General features: G+C 69.7%; 14 protein-coding genes and 2 pseudogenes. 8 read left to right on the forward strand and 8 right to left on the reverse strand.

Annotated elements, in window-relative coordinates; translation table 11 throughout:
- Positions 1-32: 32 nt before the first annotated feature.
- The 3 genes and pseudogenes from QEG98_RS32710 (at position 33) to QEG98_RS32720 (ending at position 4,286) form a co-directional block, all read left to right on the forward strand.
- Positions 33-2,512 (forward strand): annotated as a pseudogene (locus QEG98_RS32710) (TonB-dependent receptor domain-containing protein).
- Positions 2,509-3,723 carry a hypothetical protein gene (locus QEG98_RS32715; RefSeq protein WP_316564062.1) on the forward strand — a complete coding sequence of 405 codons (1,215 nt, stop codon included), beginning with the start codon at positions 2,509-2,511 and terminating at the stop codon, positions 3,721-3,723. Before QEG98_RS32710 ends, QEG98_RS32715 begins: the two are co-directional and overlap by 4 nt.
- An 86-nt stretch (positions 3,724-3,809) precedes the next feature.
- Positions 3,810-4,286: a response regulator gene (locus tag QEG98_RS32720; RefSeq protein WP_011555995.1), complete on the forward strand. Its 477-nt coding sequence runs from the start codon at positions 3,810-3,812 to the stop codon at positions 4,284-4,286.
- Between the two features lie 30 nt (positions 4,287-4,316).
- Here the strand turns inward: QEG98_RS32720 and QEG98_RS32725 are convergent, their stop codons facing one another.
- The 4 genes from QEG98_RS32725 to QEG98_RS32740 all read right to left on the reverse strand — a co-directional run bounded on the left by QEG98_RS32725 (position 4,317) and on the right by QEG98_RS32740 (position 8,540).
- Positions 4,317-4,943, reverse strand: coding sequence for a protein-methionine-sulfoxide reductase heme-binding subunit MsrQ (locus QEG98_RS32725; protein ID WP_316564063.1), 627 nt, complete (start codon positions 4,941-4,943; stop codon positions 4,317-4,319).
- 11 nt (positions 4,944-4,954) lie between these two features.
- Positions 4,955-5,944, reverse strand: a complete 990-nt coding sequence (gene msrP / locus QEG98_RS32730; RefSeq protein ID WP_316564064.1) for a protein-methionine-sulfoxide reductase catalytic subunit MsrP — start codon at positions 5,942-5,944, stop codon at positions 4,955-4,957.
- 33 nt (positions 5,945-5,977) lie between these two features.
- Entirely contained in the window at positions 5,978-6,766 is a 789-nt protein-coding gene (locus QEG98_RS32735) for a fatty acid desaturase (RefSeq protein WP_316564065.1), read from the reverse strand.
- 79 nt (positions 6,767-6,845) lie between these two features.
- Positions 6,846-8,540, reverse strand: a complete 1,695-nt coding sequence (locus QEG98_RS32740; protein WP_316564066.1) for a dipeptidyl-peptidase 3 family protein — start codon at positions 8,538-8,540, stop codon at positions 6,846-6,848.
- Positions 8,541-8,764: 224 nt separating this feature from the next.
- Here QEG98_RS32740 and htpG point away from each other — a divergent pair, with 224 nt between their 5' ends.
- Together htpG and QEG98_RS32750 are read left to right on the forward strand one after the other, a co-directional pair.
- Positions 8,765-10,729 (forward strand): molecular chaperone HtpG, encoded by a 1,965-nt coding sequence (htpG, locus tag QEG98_RS32745; protein WP_171445561.1) that lies wholly within the window; start codon positions 8,765-8,767, stop codon positions 10,727-10,729.
- Between the two features lie 186 nt (positions 10,730-10,915).
- The gene (locus QEG98_RS32750) at positions 10,916-12,379 is read left to right on the forward strand and encodes a hypothetical protein (protein WP_316564067.1); all 1,464 of its coding nucleotides are present in this window, start codon (positions 10,916-10,918) and stop codon (positions 12,377-12,379) included.
- 175 nt (positions 12,380-12,554) lie between these two features.
- Here the strand turns inward: QEG98_RS32750 and QEG98_RS32755 are convergent, their stop codons facing one another.
- Positions 12,555-13,850, reverse strand: a complete 1,296-nt coding sequence (locus QEG98_RS32755) for a HAMP domain-containing sensor histidine kinase (protein ID WP_316564068.1) — start codon at positions 13,848-13,850, stop codon at positions 12,555-12,557.
- 473 nt (positions 13,851-14,323) lie between these two features.
- On the opposite strand from QEG98_RS32755, the gene QEG98_RS32760 reads away from it, so the two are divergent.
- From QEG98_RS32760 to QEG98_RS32770, 3 genes are all read left to right on the forward strand, one after another.
- Positions 14,324-14,569: a 2Fe-2S iron-sulfur cluster-binding protein gene (locus tag QEG98_RS32760; RefSeq protein WP_316564069.1), complete on the forward strand. Its 246-nt coding sequence runs from the start codon at positions 14,324-14,326 to the stop codon at positions 14,567-14,569.
- A 216-nt stretch (positions 14,570-14,785) separates the two neighbouring features.
- Complete coding sequence (gene nhaA / locus QEG98_RS32765) at positions 14,786-16,198, forward strand: Na+/H+ antiporter NhaA (RefSeq protein WP_316564070.1); 1,413 nt, start codon at positions 14,786-14,788, stop codon at positions 16,196-16,198.
- 91 nt (positions 16,199-16,289) lie between these two features.
- Positions 16,290-17,168: an alpha/beta hydrolase gene (locus QEG98_RS32770; protein WP_316564071.1), complete on the forward strand. Its 879-nt coding sequence runs from the start codon at positions 16,290-16,292 to the stop codon at positions 17,166-17,168.
- Between the two features lie 61 nt (positions 17,169-17,229).
- Here the strand turns inward: QEG98_RS32770 and QEG98_RS32775 are convergent, their stop codons facing one another.
- From QEG98_RS32775 to QEG98_RS32785, 3 genes and pseudogenes are all read right to left on the reverse strand, one after another.
- A complete protein-coding gene (locus QEG98_RS32775) occupies positions 17,230-17,649 on the reverse strand; it encodes a VOC family protein (RefSeq protein ID WP_090492166.1) in 420 nt (139 codons plus the stop codon).
- Positions 17,650-17,743: 94 nt separating this feature from the next.
- Positions 17,744-18,720: pseudogene (locus QEG98_RS32780) on the reverse strand (sigma-70 family RNA polymerase sigma factor).
- 174 nt (positions 18,721-18,894) lie between these two features.
- Entirely contained in the window at positions 18,895-20,145 is a 1,251-nt protein-coding gene (locus QEG98_RS32785) for an NAD(P)/FAD-dependent oxidoreductase (protein ID WP_316564072.1), read from the reverse strand.
- Positions 20,146-20,299 lie beyond the last annotated feature (154 nt).

Below are 20,299 nucleotides of genomic sequence, written 5' to 3' on the forward strand. Positions count from 1 at the left end.
TGACAGCCTTCAAACGAGCGGGGCTCCTCGCGATGTGTCTGTGCGCGGGGGAGGCCCTGGCGGACGCCCGCCTTGAGGCCCGGCGCCACTTCCGCAGCGGCATGAGCCTCATCGCCCAGAAGCAGTACGACGCGGGCATCGCCGAGCTCGAAGCCGCCTACGCCATCAAGCCGCACCCCAACGTCCTCTTCAACATCGCCCGCGCCTACCAGGACTCGGGCCGGTCGAAGGCGGCGCTGGAGGTGTACCAGCGCTACCTCGCCAGCAATCCGCCGGACGCGGCCTCCGTGCTGCCCACGGTGGCCGCGCTGGAGGAGAAGCTGAAGGCCGAGGAAGCACAGGCCGCCGCCGCGCAGGACCCGTCGTCGCTGCCCATGCCGCCGCCCCCGCGGGCATGCAGTCGCAGCAGCAGCTGAGCGCGCTGCTGGAGCGGCTGGAGAAGGCCATTGAACGGGCCGAGGCCATGCCCGTGGGGAGCGCCACCATTCCCGGCCTGACGCCCAGCGGCGTCGCCTCCGCCAGTTCGGACGACACGGTCGGCGGCGTGGACCTGGGCGCGGTGCCCTACGAAGAGCGCGTGGTGACGGCGAGCCGCCGCGCGCAGTCCTCGCTGGACGCGCCCAACGCCACCACCGTCATCACCGCCGAGGACATCCGCCTGTCGGGCGCCACGTCGCTGCCGGAGCTGCTGCGGCGCGTGCCCGGCGCGGACGTCATGGCCCTGGGCGTGGGCAGCGCCAACGTGTCGCTGCGTGGCTTCAACCAACGCATCGCCAACAAGGTGCTGGTGCTGGTCGACGGCCGCACGGAGTACCAGGACTTCCTGGGCCTCACCATCTGGTCCTCCATCCCCATCAGCTTGGAGGAGATTGAGCGCATCGAGGTCATCCGCGGCCCGGGCAGCGCGCTGTACGGCGCCAACGCCATGCTCGGCGTGGTCAACATCATCACCCGCGCGCCCGGCACCGGACCGCGCGCGCAGTTCAACGTCACCGGAGGCACCGGCAACACCGCCGCGGGCTCCTTCGTCAGCCACGGCGGCTCGGGCGCGATGCGCTACCGGGCGGCGGCGGGCTATTCGCAGACGGACAAGTGGAGCCGGGACTACGCCAGCGGCCTGCCGGACGTGACGCTGCGCGGCCCCGACCCGGACCTGGGCGCTCGCGGCGCGCGCGCGTCGCTGTCCGCCGTGTACACCTTCGCCGAAGGGCGCCAGGTGGGCCTGTCCGGCGGCGTGAATCGCTTCACCACGGAAATCTATCCGCCAGGCCTGCTGCGCAACTACTTCATCGACGGCGTCAACGCCTTCGCCAAGGGCGACGTGGAGCTGGGGCCGCTGAAGCTGAAGACGTTCTGGAACCACATCTCCAGCGACGCGGGTCCCCAGTATGAAGCCACGGGCCAGCGCTCGCTGGTGACGTCGCTCAACTCCAACCTCTTCAACGCCGAGCTGCTCTTCGCGCGCGACTTCGAGCTCGCGGGCACGCACCAGCTCAACATTGGCGTGGAGGGTCGCCTCAAGCGCGTGGACTGGGGAGACTACCTGGGCCCGCTGCGCGAGCAGGTGCACGCGGCCTTCTTCGTCCAGGACGAGTGGCGCATCGTGGAGCCGCTGGCGCTGGTGGCCAGCTACCGCGTGGACCGGCACCCGCTGCTCAACCTGGGCCGCCCGGGCCTGGCGCACTCGCCGCGCATCTCCGCGCTGTTCAAGCCTTTCGAAAACCACGCCTTCCGCGCGAGCGCGGCCTCCGCCTTCCGTGAGCCCACGTTCCTGGAGAGCTACACGCAGCTGACGGTGCCCGTGCCGGGCATCAACGGCGTCAGCACGCTCACCACCGGCAATCAGCAACTGCGCCCCGAGCGCCTCACCGCCTTCGAGCTGGGCTGGCGCGGCGAGGCCCCGGAGCTGGGCATCGACCTGGACGTGGCCGTGTACCAGAACACGGTGAGAGACCTCATCGGTCTGTCCGGGGTGTCGCGGCTGCCGCCGGGCCAGTCGTATGACCCGGGCACCGGTTCGTACCTGCTGGGCAGTTCGTCCTTCCAGAACGAGGACGCCATCTACACCGCGCGCGGCGCCGAAGCGGGCGTCACCCTGGCGCCGGTGGACGGCCTGGGACTGAAGTTGAGCGCGTCGCTGCAGGACGTGACGTCGGACCGCGAGTCGGCGGCCGAGTGCGGCCCGTGCAACCAGGCGCCGCAGTTCCGGCTGTACGGCGGCCTCACCTACCGCTCACGCGCGGACCTGGAGTTCGGCGTGGACGCGGCCTACACCTCCGCCTCCACGTGGATTGAGCGCGAGCCCGCCGCCGCGGACCCCACGCGCATCGAACTGGTGTCCAACCCGCTGCGCGCCTACACCGTGGTGAACGCGCGCGTGGGCTACATGGCCGTCAAGGACACCGTCACCGTCGCGCTGGTGGGCAGCCACCTGGGCGGCGCGCATTCACAGCATCCCTTTGGCAATCGCATCGAGCGGCGCGTCTACGCGACCCTGACGGTGACTCCATGAGCCGCCCCACCCTGTCCTCCTGGAAGCGGGCCGCTGGTGGCCTCGCCCTCGCGTCCGTGCTCGGACTCGGCTGCGATGCACCGCCTGTGGTGCCCACCGCCGACGTGCGGCAGAACACGCGCAACGCGCGCATCGACGGCAACCTGGTGGTGCAGTCACGCGCGCGTGGCAACGCGGTGGTGTTCCTCTACGACGCGGACCGGCCTCCGCCGCCGCAGGGCACCGGCCGCCCCATCACCTTCACCGTCATCCCCGCCGAGCAGCTCTTCGGCCCGGCGCTGGCGGGTGACACGCCCGGCCCCTTCGTCGCGCCCTTCAGCTTCAGCCTGGTGCCCGAAGGCCGCTACATGCTCCGCGGCTTCATCGACACGAACGGCTGCGGCTCGGACGCGGGCGCGGACTGCCGCCGGTCCGACTTCAACCCCTGGTACGGCGTCACCAGCGAGCCCAACGCGGGTGACGTGGGTGGCGCGGCGGTGGACGCGACCGGCAGACCACTCACGGTGGAAGTCGTGGCGGACGCGGACGGCCAGCCGCAGCCCCTCACCGGCGTGGCGGTGAGCTTCTCCGACACCGCGCGCGTGGTGAGGGACCGGCCCACCTTCCAGGTGGTGCAGGGTGACGGGCAGTTGGGCAGCTCGGTGAAACAGCTGCGCCTCCAGCCGCTGTCCCTCCACGACGGCGCGGTGGACCAGCGCCCGGAAGGCTTCGCCGTCAGCTACCTGGACGCAGACAACGACGGCACCCCCGATGGCTTCTGGCCGCGCGTGGTGGTGCGCAAGCTGGCGGACGACGCCAGCAACCTGGTGGACGAGAACGACCTGGACCGTGATGGCGTCCCGGATGACACCGGCGTGGACTACGCCCGCGCCGATGGTTCCCAGGACGGCGTACCGGATGTCGTCGTGCTCAACGCGCGCCTGGTGCCAGACAGCATCACCGCCGCACTCACCGACGAGAACGGCAACCCTCGCATGGAAGGCGCCGTCGTTCCGGAGCTGGTGGTGGAAGTGCGACCCCAGGCACTGGATGCCCGGGTACCTACCAACCCCGTTCCGCTGCGTGAGCTGCCCCGAGGTCGCTACGCGGTGGTGTTGATCCAACCCAGTGGACAGACATGGCGTGTGCCCAATGAACTGGCACCCGCCCTCGCGTCTGGACTGGGGCTTCCTGCTGTGGAAAGTCAGGCTTTCTTCCTGGAGGTTCCCTGAGTGGCGGTGCTTTGACTTCGGACGCTCCATCCGCCAACATGATCGCCGTTCCCCGGGGAACTGCCCCAATTGAGGTTGATGATCCGATGAAGGCCGGAACCCTCCCCGAGCCCCTCCCCCTCCGCAGCACGACGGAGACGACCCGCCCCCTGGGCGCGCGCCCCGCCACGGGCACGGCTCCGCAGCGCGTGCTGTTGGTGGATGACAGCCGCTCCATCCGCACGCTGCTGAAGATCTACCTCATGGCTCGCAACTTCGAGTTCCTCGAAGCGGAGTCCGCCGAGGAAGGCCTCAAGGTGTCGGAAGCGGAGCCGGTGGACCTGGTCCTCACGGACTTCCACATGGATGGGATGAACGGCGCGGACTTCGCCGCGCAGATTCGCGCCAGCGCCAACCCGCGTCTGGCCAAGGTGCCCATCCTGATGATGACGGGCGACCCGAACGTGGCGGAGGTACGCGCGCTGGGCCAGAAGGCCGGCATCAGCGCCTTCGTCCGCAAGCCGGTGAGCTGCGCGCAGCTCATGACGCTGGTGGACACCATCCTCCCGCTGCCGCGCAAGTAGCACGCCGCGCCCCTCTGGGCGCCGCTTCACTCACGCCGGGTTCCGGGCCGCCGCAGCGGCGCGGGCCCGGCGTTTTCGCATGGCTTCACCCACGCGGATGGCCAGCAGGAGCGCCAGCACCGCGCCGTAGATGAGCGGCTCGGTGACGTCCTTCTTCACGCGCCACACGAAGTGCACCACGCCCAGCGCCGCGGCCACGTAGGCCAGCCGGTGCAGGCGCTGCCAGCGCGGGAAGCCCAGCCGCCGCACCCACCGGTTCGTTGACGTCACGGCCAGGGGCACCAGCAGCACCAGCGCGGCGAAGCCCACGGTGATGAAGGGGCGCTCGGTGACGTCCGCCCACAGCGCGCCCCACGCCAGCCCCTGGTCCAGCACCGCGTACACGAGGAAGTGCGCCACCGCGTAGGTGAAGGCCAAGAGGCCCAGCGTGCGGCGCACGCGCGCGGGCCACGTCCACCCCGCCACCAGCCGCAGCGGCGTGCACGTCAGCGAGGCCACCAGCAGCACCAGCGCCAGCAGCCCCGTCTGGTGGAGCGCGGCTTCAATCGCGTTGGGCCCCAGCTCGCCCCGAGGGCCCTGAATGGCGAGCATCAGCAACGGAGACAGGCCCCCCACGACGAGCGCGGGGTTGAGCCAGGGATACGGAGACGAGGCCATGGCGCGGGGACTCAGTAGAACCGGCGCAGGTCCATGCCGGTGTAGAGATGGGCCACCTGCTCCGCGTAGCCGTTGAAGGGCAGCGTGGGGCGGCGCTCGAAGTCACCGATGCGGCGCTCGCTGGCCTGGCTCCAGCGCGGATGGGGCACGGAAGGATTCACGTTGGCGTAGAATCCATACTCGCGCGGCGCGGACAGGCGCCACGTCGTCATGGGCTCCTCCCGCGTGAGGCGGATGCGGACAATGGACTTGATGCCCTTGAAACCATACTTCCAGGGAACCACGAGCCGCAGCGGCGCGCCGTTCTGGTTGGGCAGCTGCCGGCCGTAGAGCCCCGTGGCCAGCAGCGTGAGCGGGTTCATCGCCTCGTCCAGGCGCAGTCCTTCCGTGTACGGCCAATCCAACAGGGCGCGGCGCTGGCCCGGCATCTGCTCCGGGTCCAGCAGCGTGGTGAAGGCGACGTACTTCGCGTGGCTGGTGGGCTCCACGCGCTGGAGCAGCGCCGCCAGCGGGAAGCCCAGCCACGGAATCACCATGGACCAGGCCTCCACACAGCGCATGCGGTAGACGCGCTCCTCCAGGGAGAACCAGGACGTGAGCTGTTCGACGTCCACCGTCTGAGGCTTGTGCACCTCGCCGTCGATGACGACGCTCCACGGCCTCGGCTTCAGCGTGTGCGCGAAGCGGGCCGGGTCGTTCTTGTCGAAGCCGAACTCGTAGAAGTTGTTGTAGGTGGTGACGTCCTCGTAGGGCGTGCGCGGCTCGTCCGTGTCGAAGGGGCCCATCGCCTGCGCCACCGGTTGCTCCACCAGGCCCGCGTCCGGGACGAAGCGGTCCATGGGGCGCGTCTGCTTGCGGCCCAGCAGGTGCAGCCCTCCGGCGACGGCGACGGCCGTGCCCGCGAAGAGGCCCGCGTTCTTCAGCAGCTCGCGCCGGCGGAGGTACGTCTTCTCGGGGGTGACTTCGGAGCTGGGCGGCTCAGCGGGCGGCTTGTCGCGCATGGCCCCTGTATAACGGCCCGGGCCGCCCGCGCGTTACCGGGCAGTGCCTTCCTGTCCCGGGAGCGTCCCGGTGCTCTGCGTCAGCGCGGCCTCACGGGCACGGGCGTCCTTCAGGCGCCACAGCCGCCACCAGGGCGTGCCCGGGGACTCGTGGTGCTCCCAGTGGTAGCCGAAGAAGAAGCACGACAGCAGGGCCCACAGGTGATTGCGCGGCAGCGTGCGCGCGTGGTGCGGGGCCATGTCCGGCGTCTCCGGGCGCCGGTGCGGCAGGTAGGTGCCGAAGTAGAAGAGCTGCAACGTGCCCAGCACCGAGGGCAGCACCCAATAGCCGAGGATGTGTGGCTGGGAGACGCCCAGGAAGAGCAGCACGTTGAACTTGGCCGCCATCACCCCCAGCTGGGGCAGCGTGGTGTAGCGGGCCATGAAGGTGCCCAGCCACGGCCAGAAGGACTGGCTGTGGATGGAAAAGTCCGGGTCCGCCTCGCTCGTGGGTCGGGCATGGTGGGCACGGTGGTTCACCACCAGCCGACGGTAGGACAGCCCCGCGAAGAGAAAGCAGGCGACCGTGCCCACGGCCTCGTTCACCCAGCGCCGGCTAGACACCGTGCCGTGCATGGCGTCGTGGCCGGTGATGAAGAGGCCCGTACACAGCCAGGCCTGGAGAGCGACGTGCAGCCAGGTGAGCGGCTCCGCCCACGGCAGCTCCGCTCGTGTCAGCGCCCAGGCAAGGTGCCCACCCCACGCGCCCATGATGACGAGCGCGATGACGACGCCCCAGGGACCGGGCGGCGCTGGACGGAGTTGGCGGGCGGAAGTCTCCATCTCTCCTGCTTTCTGGCCATCGCCGGCCCGCCGCGCATGGGAAATGCCCAGGCGGCGGGGCGGGGCAATGGGCCGGTGGCTACTTCTTCACGTCGCGTACCAGCTCCTCCGCGGTGACGTAGCGCGGCTCGATGTCCACCGGCACGCCCTTGAGGCGCTCCAGCACGCGCTGCACGGGCGGGCGCACCACGCCGTGCTTCGCCAGCAGCGCCTCGGCGGCCTTCCGGTCGCCTCGGCCCTGAATCTCCATGAGCTGCTTCGTCAGCGAGGTGACGGCCTGCTTCATCTTCGCCGGCACCACGGAGAAGGTGCCGTCCGCGTTCACCTTCACCGCGCCGGTGTCCAGGAAGTAGTTGAGCTGCACGGCGATGCCCTTGCCGTGCGCCTCGTCCACGCCGAAGCGGATGGAGCGGAAGGCGGAGGCCAGGAACGTCGTGTACATGGTGCGCTCCAGCGACTTGTCGATGACGCCGGTGTCCACCAGGCGCTGGAGCGCCCACAGGCCGGAGATGTCCGCCTTCGCCTCTTCGATGGCGCTGGAGGCCGCCTGGAGCTCCTTGCGCACGGTGGTGGCCTTGCCACCCACGGTGATGTTGCTGGGCCCCAGGCCGTGCATCAGCTCGTGCATCAGGATGTGCGTGAAGAAGGCATCGAAGGAGACATCCTTCTGGTCCGCCGGGGTGAGGGCCACCTTGGCGATGGGCAGCAGCACGCGCTCGAACTTGGCCTCCTGCACGTTCTTCAGCATCACGCGCTTGGAGCCCATCTTCTCCGACACCCGCTCGTCGTTGGGCAGGTTGAAGGCGGCCGTCTGCACGCCCCGGTTGCCGTCACCGGAGGAGAACAGGCTGTTGATGACGCGGATGGGCGCCAGCGCGCCCAGCTTCGGGTTGCGCAGCTTCGGGTCGATGGGGAGGTTGTTCTCCAGCCCCTGGAGCTGCCCGCTGAACTTCGCCAGCTTCTGCGTCTCCGCGTCGTCGCGCACGCCCACGAAGGCCTCGAAGGCGGCCTTGTAGTTGAACCACTCGTCCTCGTAGACCTCGTAGGGCCCGATGGTGGGCTCGATGCTGGCGTCCAGCTCCATCCACGCCACCTCGCTGGCGTAGTAGTCGTTGGACAGGAACGCGTCCGCGCGCGAGGTGAGGAACGCCTTCAGCGTGGGCTGCTGGGTGAGCGCGGCGGCCTCACGCAGCAACGCGGCGGCCTGGGCCAGCTCGCCCTGGTACTCCACGCTGTAGGGCACCGTGATGAAGCGGCCATCCGTGCCGCGGCGGATGGTGGTGTAGAAGCCGGTGGCCTCCTTCTGCTGCGCCTCGGGCAGCGACTTCACCCACGCCTCCACCTCCGCCTGGGTGGCGCCAGCCGGATAGAAGTTCGCGGACGCGGGCTTGGCCGGCACGCCCGGGATGAAGGGCCGCGCCTCGTCGAGGCTGTTCCAGGGCCCCTTGTCCAACAGGAACGCCTGCAGCCGCGCGCGGCCCAGCGGCGTCGTGTCCCGGACCAGGTCCAGCAGCAGCGACTCGTTGCCCGCCCACCGCTGACGCAGGAAGAGCGCGTCCATCAGCTTCGAGGCCTGGACGATGCGGGCCAGGGCGCGGCGCTCGGACTCCGGCAGCGCCTTCAGGTCCACCCGGAGCTCCACCGGGGCGAAGCGCGCCGTCAGGCGCTGGAGCTCCGCGGCATCCGGGAAACGGGCAGGGGGCGTCTTCTCCGCGGCGGTGGCGGCGCCCGACAGCATCGCCGCGCCGAGCAGGGACAGGAGGGTACGGTTCATGTCCCCTTCCCTACTCCAACCCGGGCCCGCCCTCCCAGCGGTCCTCACATCTGAAAACCCAACGTCCCACATTTCCCCCCTCATTCGCGCGCACCCGGAATGGACCACCCGCACACCCGTCCCTGAGCGGGCGGGCGGACGGCCCGGGCTCGACAAGCGGATTTCCATGGTTAAGGGAAAGCGACGCTGGCGCCCCACCGGGCGCCCCGGAGGCCCCTGTCACCATGACCGTCGAAAACGCCCCCCAGCGGGAGACCCACGCCTTCCAGGCGGAGATCAATCAGCTCCTCAGCCTGGTCATCAATTCGCTCTACAGCCACAAGGAGATTTTTCTCCGCGAGCTGGTGTCCAACGCGTCGGACGCGCTCGACAAGCTCCGGTTCCGCGCGATTACGGAGCCAGAGCTGCTGGCGGACGAGCCGGCCCTGGAGCTGCGCCTCATCCCAGACGAGGCGAAGGGCACCCTCACCATCGAGGACACCGGCATCGGCATGTCGCATGACGAGCTGGTGAAGAACCTGGGCACCATCGCCCACTCCGGCTCGCGCGAGTTCATCGAGGCGCTGGCGCAGAAGGGCCAGCAGAAGGACATGCAGCTCATCGGCCAGTTCGGCGTGGGCTTCTACAGCGCCTATCTGGTCGCGGACCGCGTGGAGGTGGTCAGCCGCGCCGCCGGCCAGGGACAGTCCGCCTGGCGGTGGACGTCGGAAGCCAAGGGCTCCTTCACGGTGGAGCCCGCCGAGCGCGCCGCGCGCGGCACCTCCATCATCCTGCACCTGAAGGAGGACCAGAAGGAGTTCCTGGGCGAGTGGCGGCTGCGGTCGCTCATCACGCAGTACTCCGACTACGTGGGCCACCCCATCAAGCTCCAGGTGAGCAAGACGACGGGGACCGGCGACGAGGCGAAGACGGAGACGTCACTGGAGGTGGTCAACAAGGCCAGCGCCCTGTGGCAGCGCTCCAAGTCCGAAATCACGGACGAGCAGTACCAGGAGTTCTACAAGCACCTGACGCACGACTGGGAAGCGCCGCTGGCGTGGACGCACTTCAAGGCGGACGGCAACACCCAGTTCACCGGCCTGCTCTTCGTGCCCAAGCAGCCCCCGTTCGATTTGGACGCGCAGCAGCAGCGCGGGGTGCGGCTGTTCGTCAAGCGCGTGTTCATCATGGACCGCTGCGAGGAGCTGGTGCCGCAGTGGCTGCGCTTCGTGCGCGGCGTCATCGATTCGGATGACCTGCCGCTGAACGTGTCGCGCGAGCTGCTCCAGGACTCGCAGGTGGTGCGCGCCATCCGCAAGCACGTGGTGAAGAAGTCCGTGGACCTGCTGGAGAAGCTGGCCAAGGACAAGCCGGACGACTACCTCACCTTCTGGAAGGCCTTCGGCACGGTGTTGAAGGAAGGCCTGGCCACGGAGGCCGAGCAGAAGGACAAGCTGGGCGGCCTGCTGCGCTACGAGAGCTCGCGCGAGGAGGGCCTGACGTCCCTGGCGGACTACGTGGGCCGCATGAAGGAAGGCCAGGAGGCCATCTATTACGTCTACGGCGAGTCCCGGAAGGCGGTGGCGGACAGCCCCCACCTGGAGGCGCTGAAGCAGCGCGGCTTCGAGGTCCTCTACATGACGGACCCGGTGGACGAGTGGGCCGCGCAGGGCCTGCGCGAGTTCCAGGGCAAGCCGCTGGTGTCCGCGCTCCAGGCGGACCTGAAGCTCCAGTCCACGGACGAGCAGAAGAAGGAGCAGGAGCAGCACGCCGAAGGCCTGAAGACGCTCACCACGAAGATGAAGGACGTGCTCCAGGAGTCGGTGCGCGAGGTGCGCGTGTCGGACCGCCTGACGGACTCGCCCGTGTGCCTCGTCGTGCCGGAGGGCGGCTCGCCGGCCTACCTGGAGCGCCTGCTCCAGCAGCGCGGCCGGGGCGCGGGCATGCCGCGCGTGAAGCGCATCCTGGAAGTCAATCCGAAGCACCCCGTCATCGAGCACCTGAAGGCCGTGCATGACCGCGACCCGGCCGCGGCCCAGGTGGCGGAGTGGATTGAACTGCTCCACGACCAGGCGCTGCTCACCGAGGGCAGCACCATCGCCGACCCCAACCGCTTCGCCCGCCGCATGACGGGGCTGTTGACGCAGGTGGCGGCCCTGGCGGCGGCGCCCGCTCCAGCGCAGGCCCCCGCCTCGGCGACGGCGAGCTGAGACGCCGTCACCCACGCCCCCTCTCGCTCCGAGAGGGGGCGCCCGCAGCCCGAGCGAGCGCCTGGTGCGCCCGGCTGCTTCAGGGAGCCCCCGGCCAAGGGGCATTCCCGACCCGGGATGGGGGTATCGGCGTCCCCGGGGCGCGTCGGCTATCGTCCCTCGGAATATCGAGGGGAGTCCGACGACATGAAGCGAGTGGTTCTGGGGTTGTTCGCAGCCGTGGTCCTCCATGCGTGCGCAGCGCACGAAAAGACGGGAGACCGCGCCGCGGCCGTAGGGGATTGGAAGGCCGCGTATGCGTCCTACCGGCAAGCGCTGGCCAGCGAGCCGGACAGCCCCGAAATCAAACTCAAGTTCGACGCGGCCCGCACCAAGGCGCTCCAGGATGCGCGGCAGCGGGCGCAGACGTGCGCGCAGGTGAATGACTGGGGCTGTGCGCTCGCCGAGTCCGACTTCGCCCTGTCCGTGGAGCCGGGCAACGCGGAGATTGCCTCGTTCCGCGCGCACGCGGCGCAGCGGGTTGCGATGGCGCAGCTGGACACGGCCGTCGAGCAGGCGCAGCAGGGGCAGTACGCGGAGGCCGCCTCGCTGATGGACCGGGCGCTGCAGCTATCCCCGGTGCCCGAGGTCAAGACGCACGCGGAGGACGTGCGGCGCATCATCACCACCCAGGGGCGTGCGCAGGCAGACCGGTACCTGCACGAGGGCAACTTCATCGCGGCCCACGAGCTGGCGCAGCTGGTGCTGCGGCTGGATGCCTCCGCCTCGGCGTGGGCGCAGAACATCGCCGCGGAGTATGAGCACTTCATCACCGAGGAGGTCGAGCGGCTGTCGCGCGAGGGTGACGCCGCGCGGGCGCAGCGTGACTGGGGGCGCGCACAGCAGAGCTACGGCGCCGCGCTGAGCCTGCGGCAGGGTGGCCGGGCCGCGCCGCTGGAGGCGTACGTGCGCCACATGGCCCTCGCCGACCAGCGGATCGCGGGCCGCGACTGGAACGGGGCGGCGGAGGCCTACCATGTGGCGCTGCGCACGGGTCAGGACGACGGATATGCCAACCACCAGTTGGAGCGGGTGCAGCTGAGGCCCTACCGCTTCGTCCTGCACTCCGTGCTGGTGACGCCGGGCCGGCCGGATGGACGGGCGTGGGTGGGCGCATCGAACGACATCTTCACGCGACTGGCGAACCGGGTGACCCAGATGGCCCGGCAGCGGGGCATGACGGACCTGGTGAAGGACCTGGCCATGAGCATCCCGCATGAGAATCGCCCGCAGCTGCGCATCGAGGTCCACCATCCGGATGGCATGCACCTGACGACGCAGGGCCGTCACGGCATCTATACGGACTACGGCGCCGAGTTCGTCGCCATCGCCAATGCCTTCGACAACCGGCCGGTCGGCTTCCAGGTGTACATCGACGGGCCGCACGGCAGCGAGCTGCTGGGCTCGGTGGACGTGCCCGTGCACGAGCTGGTGGAACGCCGCGACGTGTCGCTGGAGGGCGCCTCCATCCTCTCGCTGCGGCTGAGCACCGTGAGTGACAGCCGTCAGCCGGGCCCCTACGGCGGCATGGCGCACGTGGTGCCCGCGCCGCCTCCTGGTGCGCGGCCTCCGCCACCGGGCCGCGGCCACGTCGCCTCACCGACTCACTGACGTCCCGCGAGGCCGGAGGCATGGCTTCCGGCCCACGGCGGTACACTGGCCGGGACACAGAAGGCTGCGAATGGGCCGGGCCTCGTTCACCGCGTTGTCTGACAACACGGCTCGAACGGGGCCCGGAGCGCCAGCCAGGCATTCACGGGGCTGACGATGGCCTCCGCGCGCCCCCTTAGCGCGGCAGGCGGAGCCGGAACGTAGAGCCCGTGCCGACGACGCTCTCCACCTCGATGTCCCCCCCGTGCGCCCGGGCAATCCGGCGGGACACGGAGAGCCCCAGCCCCACGCCGGGGATGTCCTTCGCCGCGGTCCGGCTGCGCTTGAACGGCTCGAAGAGGGTGCCCAGGTCGTCGGGCGGAATCCCCACGCCTTCATCCGTCACGGACACCGACACGTCGCGATCCGAGGACTCCAGCCGCAGCGACACCACCCCGCCCTCGGGCGAGTACTTGATGGCGTTGCTCACCAGGTTGGTGAGCACCTGCGACAGCCGCGTCGAATCACACCGCCAGGGCACGGGCGAGTCCGGCACGGAGCACTCCAGCCGATGATGCTCGCTCGACGGCCGGTGGAGCTCCACCACCTCCTCCACCAACCCGCGCAAGTCGCACTCCTCCAGCCGCAGCTCCAGGTTCCCCGCCTCGATGCGCGTCCGGTCCAGCAGGTCGCCCACCATCCGCTCCAACCGGTCCACCTGGTTGGAGATGCGCACCAGCGAATCCCGCACCTTCTCCGGCGGGGGCGCCGTCTTGGCCCGCAGCAGCATCTGCGCCGACAGCTTCAGCGCGTTGAGCGGCGTGCGCAGGTCGTGCGCCACGCCCGCGAGGAACTGGAGCTGCCGCGCGTCCTGACTGGCGACGGTCTCCGCCATGTCGTTGAACTCCGCGCCAATCTCCTGGAGCTCCGGCGGCCCCGCGCGCGCCACCCGCGATTCACGCCGGCCTGACTTGAACGCACTCAACGCGCGGCGGATGGCCACCAGCGGCCGGTAGATGCTCGTCTGCGCGATGGCGAGGAACAGCACCACGCCCGTCAGCACCGACACCGCGAGCAACGTTCCAATGAGCCGCCCCATTCTCCGCACGGCGGTCGCCTCGTCGCGAGCCATGCGCGCCCGCGCGATGCTGGAGTCCATCACCGCCCGCGTCGCATCCACCGCCTGCGCCAGCCGCCGCCGCCGGTCCGGCTCCGGCGCGTTGAGGTAGGCCTCGACGCTCGCGCGGGAAGCCGCCACCAGCCCGCGCTCCGCCTCCGTCTCCGTGTACATCTCGACATGGGCCAGCCGCTCTGGCACCTCGCGCACCAGCGCGTCCACCCCGATGGGCGGCCCGACGTCCGTGGGCCCGATACCTTCCACTTCGTGAGCGTACTGGAGCAGCAGCAAGGTGAATTCCAGCTCGGCCGCCGCGCGCACCCGCTCCGCCGCGTCGATGAGGCTGGTGGTCTGCCGCTGCAGCAGGGTGGTCATCCAGAAGAGTCCACCCGCGGACCCCAGCCCCAGAACCGCAAGGAGTACCGCTCCGAGGGTGAGGAAGGTCCGCAACCGCATCACGCCCTCCAGGGGAAAGCATCACCCTACCTGATGCGTGGAGCGAACGGGCATCCCAACCCGCCCACCCGCGAACGGCATCCACCAGCATCCATTACCCGTACTGCACCCGCCCTCACCGGGATGTGCACTGCTTCACGGCATGGCAACCCGGTGGCGGGATATCGCCGCGCCAGGCCACATCTCCTCCGGGCCAGGGGATGCGTGCGGTACGCTGTGGGGTCCACCGTCTTCCGGGAGGAGCAGGCACCATGCGCTTCACCGTGAACGTCGACGGCCAGGAGCACGCCGTCGACGCGCCCTCCTCTACATCCTGCGCGACGAACGGGGGCTTCACGGGGCCCGGCACGGCTGCGGCGTGGAGCAGTGCGGCGCATGTACGGTGCTGAGCAATGGCTCACCACTGGCGCGCCTGTGTCGTGCCTGCGGCGACCCTGCGCGCGCCGGCTGGGACACCGCACCCGCTCCCCAACGCCTTCGTGGCCGAGCAGGCCGGCCAGTGCGCCTACTGCATCCCCGGCATGGTGGTGACAGCGGCGGCCCTGCTGAAGGAGAAGCCTCCCAGGGTCCCACTTCGGCTGCGCTGGCCAATGCCCTCTTCCACGCTACGGGGGCCAGGCTGCGGGAGCTGCCGCTGACACCGGCGCGGCTGGCGGCGGCGCTCCAGACACGCTGAGGCGGCACCGAGGGGCAAGCCCATGGCCCGCGCCCACGTCGACAACACTCGACGGAGGGCGCGCGCCATGTGAATCTGCGTTCGAATTTGAAGTGGAAGGGTGCGGCGATGAACGCCGCAGGAACTCGGATGGTCGGGCCGCCATCCCAGCCGGCAACGCAGCCGGCGGGACCCGCGTATGTCGACGACCACGCCACCGGGGCAGTCTGCCCTTCCGCCCGAAGCCTGGGCCCCACTGCTTCGACTCTCCAGGCTCGCAGGCCGGCCGCTGGAGCGCTTCCTCCATATCGAGGCGGCCAGTGGCATCCTGCTCCTCGTGGCGGCGGCCATCGCGCTCCTGTGGGCGAACTCGCCCTGGGCGGAGAGCTACGCGCACTTCTGGCACACGCCACTCGGCATCCGCGTCGGTGACTTCACCTTCGAGCGCAGCCTCGAATGGGTCGTCAACGACGGCTTGATGGCCATCTTCTTCTTCGTCGTGGGCATGGAGATTCGCCGCGAGGTCCATCAGGGCGAGCTGTCAGAGTTGCGGCGCGCCGCGCTCCCCGCCGCGGCGGCGCTGGGAGGCATGCTCGTTCCGGCGGGCCTGTACCTCCTCCTGGCGAATACCCCGGACACCCGCTCGGGGTGGGGCGTGCCCATGGCCACGGACATCGCGTTCGCGGTGGGCATCCTCACGCTCCTCGGAAGCCGGGTGCCCCCCGCCCTGCGCGTGCTCCTGCTCGCGCTCGCGGTCATCGACGACCTGGGCGCCATCATCGTCATCGCGGTGTTCTACTCATCGGGCGTGGCCATCACCGGACTGCTCGTCGCGGCGCTGGGAATCGTGGGTGTCTTCGCGATGCAGCGGTTTGGCGTGCGCTCGAAGTGGGCCTACATCGTTCCAGCGTTCGTCGCCTGGGCGGGCGTCTACTCCGCGGGGATTCATCCGACGATCGCGGGCGTCATCATCGGGCTCATCACGCCGGTGCGCACCTGGCTCGGTCCGGAAGGATTCGTCACCGGCGCTCGGACCGAACTCGAACACATCGCCCAGGCGCAGCCGGGCGAGCTGTCCTCCCATCACCTCTCGGAGACCTTGCGCCGGGTCGATGCCGCGCGCCGTGAGGCCATGTCGCCTTCGGAGAGCCTGATTGCCACGCTGCATCCGTGGGTGGCGTTCGGCATCATGCCGGTGTTCGCGCTCGCGAACGCGGGGGTGCCGATTTCCAGTGAACCGCTCGATGCGGCGTCGTGGACCGTGGCCCTCGCGACGGCCACCGGGCTCCTGGTGGGCAAGCCCCTGGGCGTGATTGGCGCCTGCTGGCTCGCGCTGCGCCTGCGGCTCGCGACGTTGCCGAAGGGCCTGGGCATGCGGGAGTTGCTGGTGCTGGGAAGCACCGCGGGCATCGGCTTCACCATGGCCCTGTTCATCTCGCAGCTGGCCTTCACGGAGACGAAGCTGCTCGCCGCAGGGAAGCTGGGGGTGCTGGCCGCGAGCGGGGCCGCCGCCGTCGTCGCACTCGTCCTGGGACGGTGGTTGCTCACCACTTCGGCGCGGCCCGGCGCCGCGAGGTCCGTGGACGAGGCGGAGCGCTCGACGGCGCTGTAACTCATCGAGGTGCGCGGACCCGAGCTCGCGCACTTGGACGCCTCCTGGCGACGCCTCCAGGGCTCGGGCACTATCCCGGTCGCGAGCCCCGATGGCTCGTCGAACTCTGCGGGGGCACGTGATGCGGACAGCGATGAAATACATGGGGCTGTTGTTGCTCGTCCTGGGGGGCGCGTGCGCGAGCACCCGGTCCGCCGTGACCGAGCCCGTGCCTCCCCACCAGACATTCACCCTCGAGTCCGCGAAGCTGAAGGAGCCCCGCCACATCACCGTCTACCTGCCGCCGGGCTACACGACGGCGGCGGAGAGCCGCTTCCCGGTGCTCTACATGCCCGATGGCGGCCTGAAGGAGGACTTCCCGCACCTGGCCACCACCGTCGACACGGCCATCCGCGCGGGCGAGCTGCGGCCCCTCATCATCGTGGGAATCGAAAACACCGTGCGGCGACGGGACATGACGGGCCCGACCACGGTGGCGTCGGACCTGGAGGTCGCCCCCGTCACGGGAGGCTCGGCGACGTTCCGCGCCTTCATCCACGAAGAGTTGATGCCGGAGGTGGAGCGCCGCTACCGGGTGACGCAGGAGCGGGCCATCATCGGCGAGTCGCTCGCGGGCTACTTCATCGTGGAGACGTTCTTCCTCCAGCCGGACCTGTTCGACACCTACCTCGCGCTGAGCCCCAGCCTGTGGTGGAACGCGGAGTCGTTGGTGAAGGGGGCGGGTGAATGGTTCGCGGCACGGCCGGACCTGCGCGCGGGACTTTATGTGTCCTCCGCCAATGAAACGGACGACATCGTCCCCGCCGTGGCGAGGCTCCAGGACGTCCTCCGCACCAGCGCGCCCGCGGGCCTGAAGTGGGAAGTCGAACCCCGGCCCGACTTGCGCCACGACAACATCTACCGGGAGAGCTCGCCCAGCGTGCTGCGCAAGTGGCTGCCTCCCGTGGTGGCCGCCGAACGCGCGCCCTGACGCAGCGCCCACGTGCCGCGCGGAAGCCCTGGGCATCCACGCGGCGCGCCACGTCCGCTGACTACTGCGGAGGCATCTGGTTCGGGTCCATCCAGGCCACCTCCCAGTGGTGACCGTCCGGGTCGTAGAAGCTCCCGCCGTACATGAAGCCCATGTCCATGGTGTCCGCAGCGGGCGAACCACCGTTCGCCAGCGCGGTCTTCACCAGCGCATCGACATCCTCGCGGCTGGTCGCGGACAGCGCATAGGTGCCCGCGGTGGTCTGGTGCGCGTCGTGCAGGGGCTTCTTGATGAAGTCCTTGAAGCGGGTATGCGTGAGGAGCATCACGAACGCGTCCTCGCCCACCACCATGCAGGTGGCGTGCTCGTCGGTGAAGTCCTTGTTGAACTCGAAGCCCAGCTTCGTGAAGAAGTCCACCGACCGCTTCAGGTCGGCTACGGGCAGGTTGAGGAAGAGCTTGCGGGGACGGCTGACCTTCATGTTCGCCTCCAGGGCGGGTGGGTTACGAGGGCTTTGACTCCCAAGGCGGACCGAATTCATCGGTCCTTTTTCAGAAAGATTTTCCGCGCCCCGCCTACCGAGGGAGCTCCTGGGGAAGGCCGAACCGCGGGAACAACGCCTCCGTGTCGAGGAAGTGGGTCATCGCCGCGATGCGTCCACCGGACAGCTCCAGGACGATGAGCGACCACGGCTTGAAGGGGCCGCCGTCGCTGCTCGCGTGGTACTGGCCATAGGCCGGTGAGCCACAGGCCTCGGTCCGCACCAGCCGGGAGTCCCTGCAGACCGCCCCCCGCCCGAGGAACCAGCCGAGAATGGACGCGTGCCCCTGGAGCCACAGCGTGTAGGGGGGCATGGAGAGGGTGACTTCCTCGTGGAGAATCGCGGTGAAGGCGTCCATGTCGTAGCGCTCGAACGCATCCACGTAACGGTTCAGCAACGCCACCTGCGCGTCGGACTGAGGCACCCGGAACTCGGAGTCTTCCAGCCGCAGGTCCGACACCGTCGCCCGGGCACGCTGGAGCGCGCTGTTGACCGAGGCGACCGACGTCTCCAGCGTCTCGGCGATCTCCGTGGCAGGCCAGCCCAGGACCTCGGCCAGCAGCAGCACCGCGCGCTGCTTGGGGGCAGGTGTTGAAGCGCCGCCAGAAACGCGAGCCGGATGCTCTGACGCAGCGACGCCTGCTCGGAGGGGTCTACGTCCGACGGCACGGCCAGCGCGTCCGGAATGGGCTCAATCCAGCTGTTCGCCGGCAGCGGCGTCAGCGGCCCGTCGATGGAGTACGCGGGCCCCAGCTCCATCGGCCGCGCGCGGCGCCCGCTCGCCGACAAGGCGTCCAGGCACACGCGGGTGGCGATGGAGTACAGCCAGGTCCGCGGAGACGCACGGCCCTCGAACCGGTCCATCGCGCGCCAGGCACGCACCATCGTCTCCTGGACGGCGTCATCCGCCTCCGAGACAGAACCCAGCATGCGATAGCAATGGCCCATGAGCGCCGAGCGATGCGCCTCGAAGCCGAATGCCTGCTTCCCAGAATCCGGAAGGTCCTTCATCAACGGGCGGTCTATCAGGCCCATCAGGTCATGTCAGGGGCTCGGACAGGCAGCCCCTGAGTCAATCCACGCGCGGATGAGCTCACCCAATTCACGCGGAGTGCCTGGCACGGGCTCCAAGGCCAGGACCTGGGCCCCCTCCCCGCACCAGGACGTCCCCGGCCCTGTGGTGTCTCATTCGCGCTCCAACTCTCTCAGGACGGCCTCGGCGGCGCGGCGGCCCGACACCAGCGCGCCGTCGATGGAGGCATTGTCACGGTGGTCTCCACACACGAACAGTCCCGGCGACAGCCGCACGGGCCGGCGAGGCGGCTCCAACACCTCCGGAGGCTGCGCGGGCAGCGCGAGCGGAATCGCATAGGTGCGCAGGTGCCGCCATGCGGACACGGCCGGACCGAACCAGTCCGTCAGCTCCGCGAGCACCTCGGCTTGCAGCGTGGTCAGGTCCGGCGTGGCGCCGACCACGGACACGGACACGAGCGCCTGTCCCCGCGGCGCATACGCCGGTGACACCTCGCTCATTACCGCCACGTTGTTCACCCGGCCCCGGCCCTCGCCATTGAGCAGCAGCCAGGGCCCTTCCACGGGCGGCTCCGGCGCGGCGAAGTAGAGGCACGTCACCCGGTTCATCACCGGTGGCACCATGCCCGGCAGCAGCCCCACCGCGCTCGCCGGGTCCGTGGCCACCACCACCGCCCTGGCGCCAATCAACTCTCCGTCCGCCAGACGCACGCGGTGTCCCCACACCTCCGCCACCGGCGCGCGCATCCGCAGCAGGCCCGACGGAAGGCGCGCCGACAGTTGCGCTGGAATGGCGCCCATCCCCGACTCCGGAACCGCCGCGTATCCGGATGAGAACATGCGGAAGACGAACTCCAGGAAGCGGCTGGACGTGGTCAGCTCCCGCTCCAGGAAGATGCCGGCGAAGAAGGGGCGCAGGAACGACTCACGCAAAGCCTCCGTGAAGCCCAGCTCGTCCAGGTAGCGCCGCGACGTGCGGGACGGCCGCTGCCACACGTCCTCCACTTCACCGGAGAGCGCCAGCTGCCTCAGCTCCAGGATGCGCAGCTTGTCCCCGAACGTCCCCACGGGAGCAAACAGGTGCCCGAGCGCCTCCAAGGGGCGGCGCAGCGGGTCCGCGACCGTGTGCAACTTGCCACCCCGCCACACCTTCGCGCCGGGGACGAACCTGCGCAACGTCAGCGCCTCCAGGTCCAACGTGCGCCGGCCCTCCGGATACGCGGACAGGTACACCTGGAAGCCTCTGTCTAGCAGGAAGCCCTCATGGACATCCGTGCGAACCCTGCCCCCCGGTGCGTCGCTTCCCTCTAGCAACAACACCTTCACCCGTGACGCGACGAGCGCCCGCGCGCACGCCAACCCCGCGAGCCCTGCCCCGACGACGATGACCTCCGGATTCGACACGCACGCGCCTCCACACTTCCTGCTCAAGAAAAGCGCCCACGCTCGCTTGATAAGCGTGGGAGGCGCAAGGGAGACTCGGAAGCGGTTGCGGGCAACAGACACTTGATGCAGAAACACCGGCTGTTGCCCGTCCCACCCATGCAACCAAGCGCCG

This window comes from Myxococcus sp. MxC21-1, from assembly GCF_032612255.1.
Taxonomy (GTDB): domain Bacteria; phylum Myxococcota; class Myxococcia; order Myxococcales; family Myxococcaceae; genus Myxococcus; species Myxococcus virescens.

Excerpts from the sequence above, each read along its gene's own strand:
- QEG98_RS32715 (WP_316564062.1), top strand. The coding sequence starts at position 2,509 with ATGAGCCGCCCCACCCTGTCCTCCTGGAAGCGGGCCGCTGGTGGCCTC.
- QEG98_RS32720 (WP_011555995.1), top strand. The coding sequence starts at position 3,810 with ATGAAGGCCGGAACCCTCCCCGAGCCCCTCCCCCTCCGCAGCACGACG.
- QEG98_RS32725 (WP_316564063.1), bottom strand. The coding sequence starts at position 4,943 with ATGGCCTCGTCTCCGTATCCCTGGCTCAACCCCGCGCTCGTCGTGGGG.
- msrP (WP_316564064.1), bottom strand. The coding sequence starts at position 5,944 with ATGCGCGACAAGCCGCCCGCTGAGCCGCCCAGCTCCGAAGTCACCCCC.
- QEG98_RS32735 (WP_316564065.1), bottom strand. The coding sequence starts at position 6,766 with ATGGAGACTTCCGCCCGCCAACTCCGTCCAGCGCCGCCCGGTCCCTGG.
- QEG98_RS32740 (WP_316564066.1), bottom strand. The coding sequence starts at position 8,540 with ATGAACCGTACCCTCCTGTCCCTGCTCGGCGCGGCGATGCTGTCGGGC.
- htpG (WP_171445561.1), top strand. The coding sequence starts at position 8,765 with ATGACCGTCGAAAACGCCCCCCAGCGGGAGACCCACGCCTTCCAGGCG.
- QEG98_RS32750 (WP_316564067.1), top strand. The coding sequence starts at position 10,916 with ATGAAGCGAGTGGTTCTGGGGTTGTTCGCAGCCGTGGTCCTCCATGCG.
- QEG98_RS32755 (WP_316564068.1), bottom strand. The coding sequence starts at position 13,850 with ATGACCACCCTGCTGCAGCGGCAGACCACCAGCCTCATCGACGCGGCG.
- QEG98_RS32760 (WP_316564069.1), top strand. The coding sequence starts at position 14,324 with ATGGCTCACCACTGGCGCGCCTGTGTCGTGCCTGCGGCGACCCTGCGC.
- nhaA (WP_316564070.1), top strand. The coding sequence starts at position 14,786 with ATGTCGACGACCACGCCACCGGGGCAGTCTGCCCTTCCGCCCGAAGCC.
- QEG98_RS32770 (WP_316564071.1), top strand. The coding sequence starts at position 16,290 with ATGGCTCGTCGAACTCTGCGGGGGCACGTGATGCGGACAGCGATGAAA.
- QEG98_RS32775 (WP_090492166.1), bottom strand. The coding sequence starts at position 17,649 with ATGAAGGTCAGCCGTCCCCGCAAGCTCTTCCTCAACCTGCCCGTAGCC.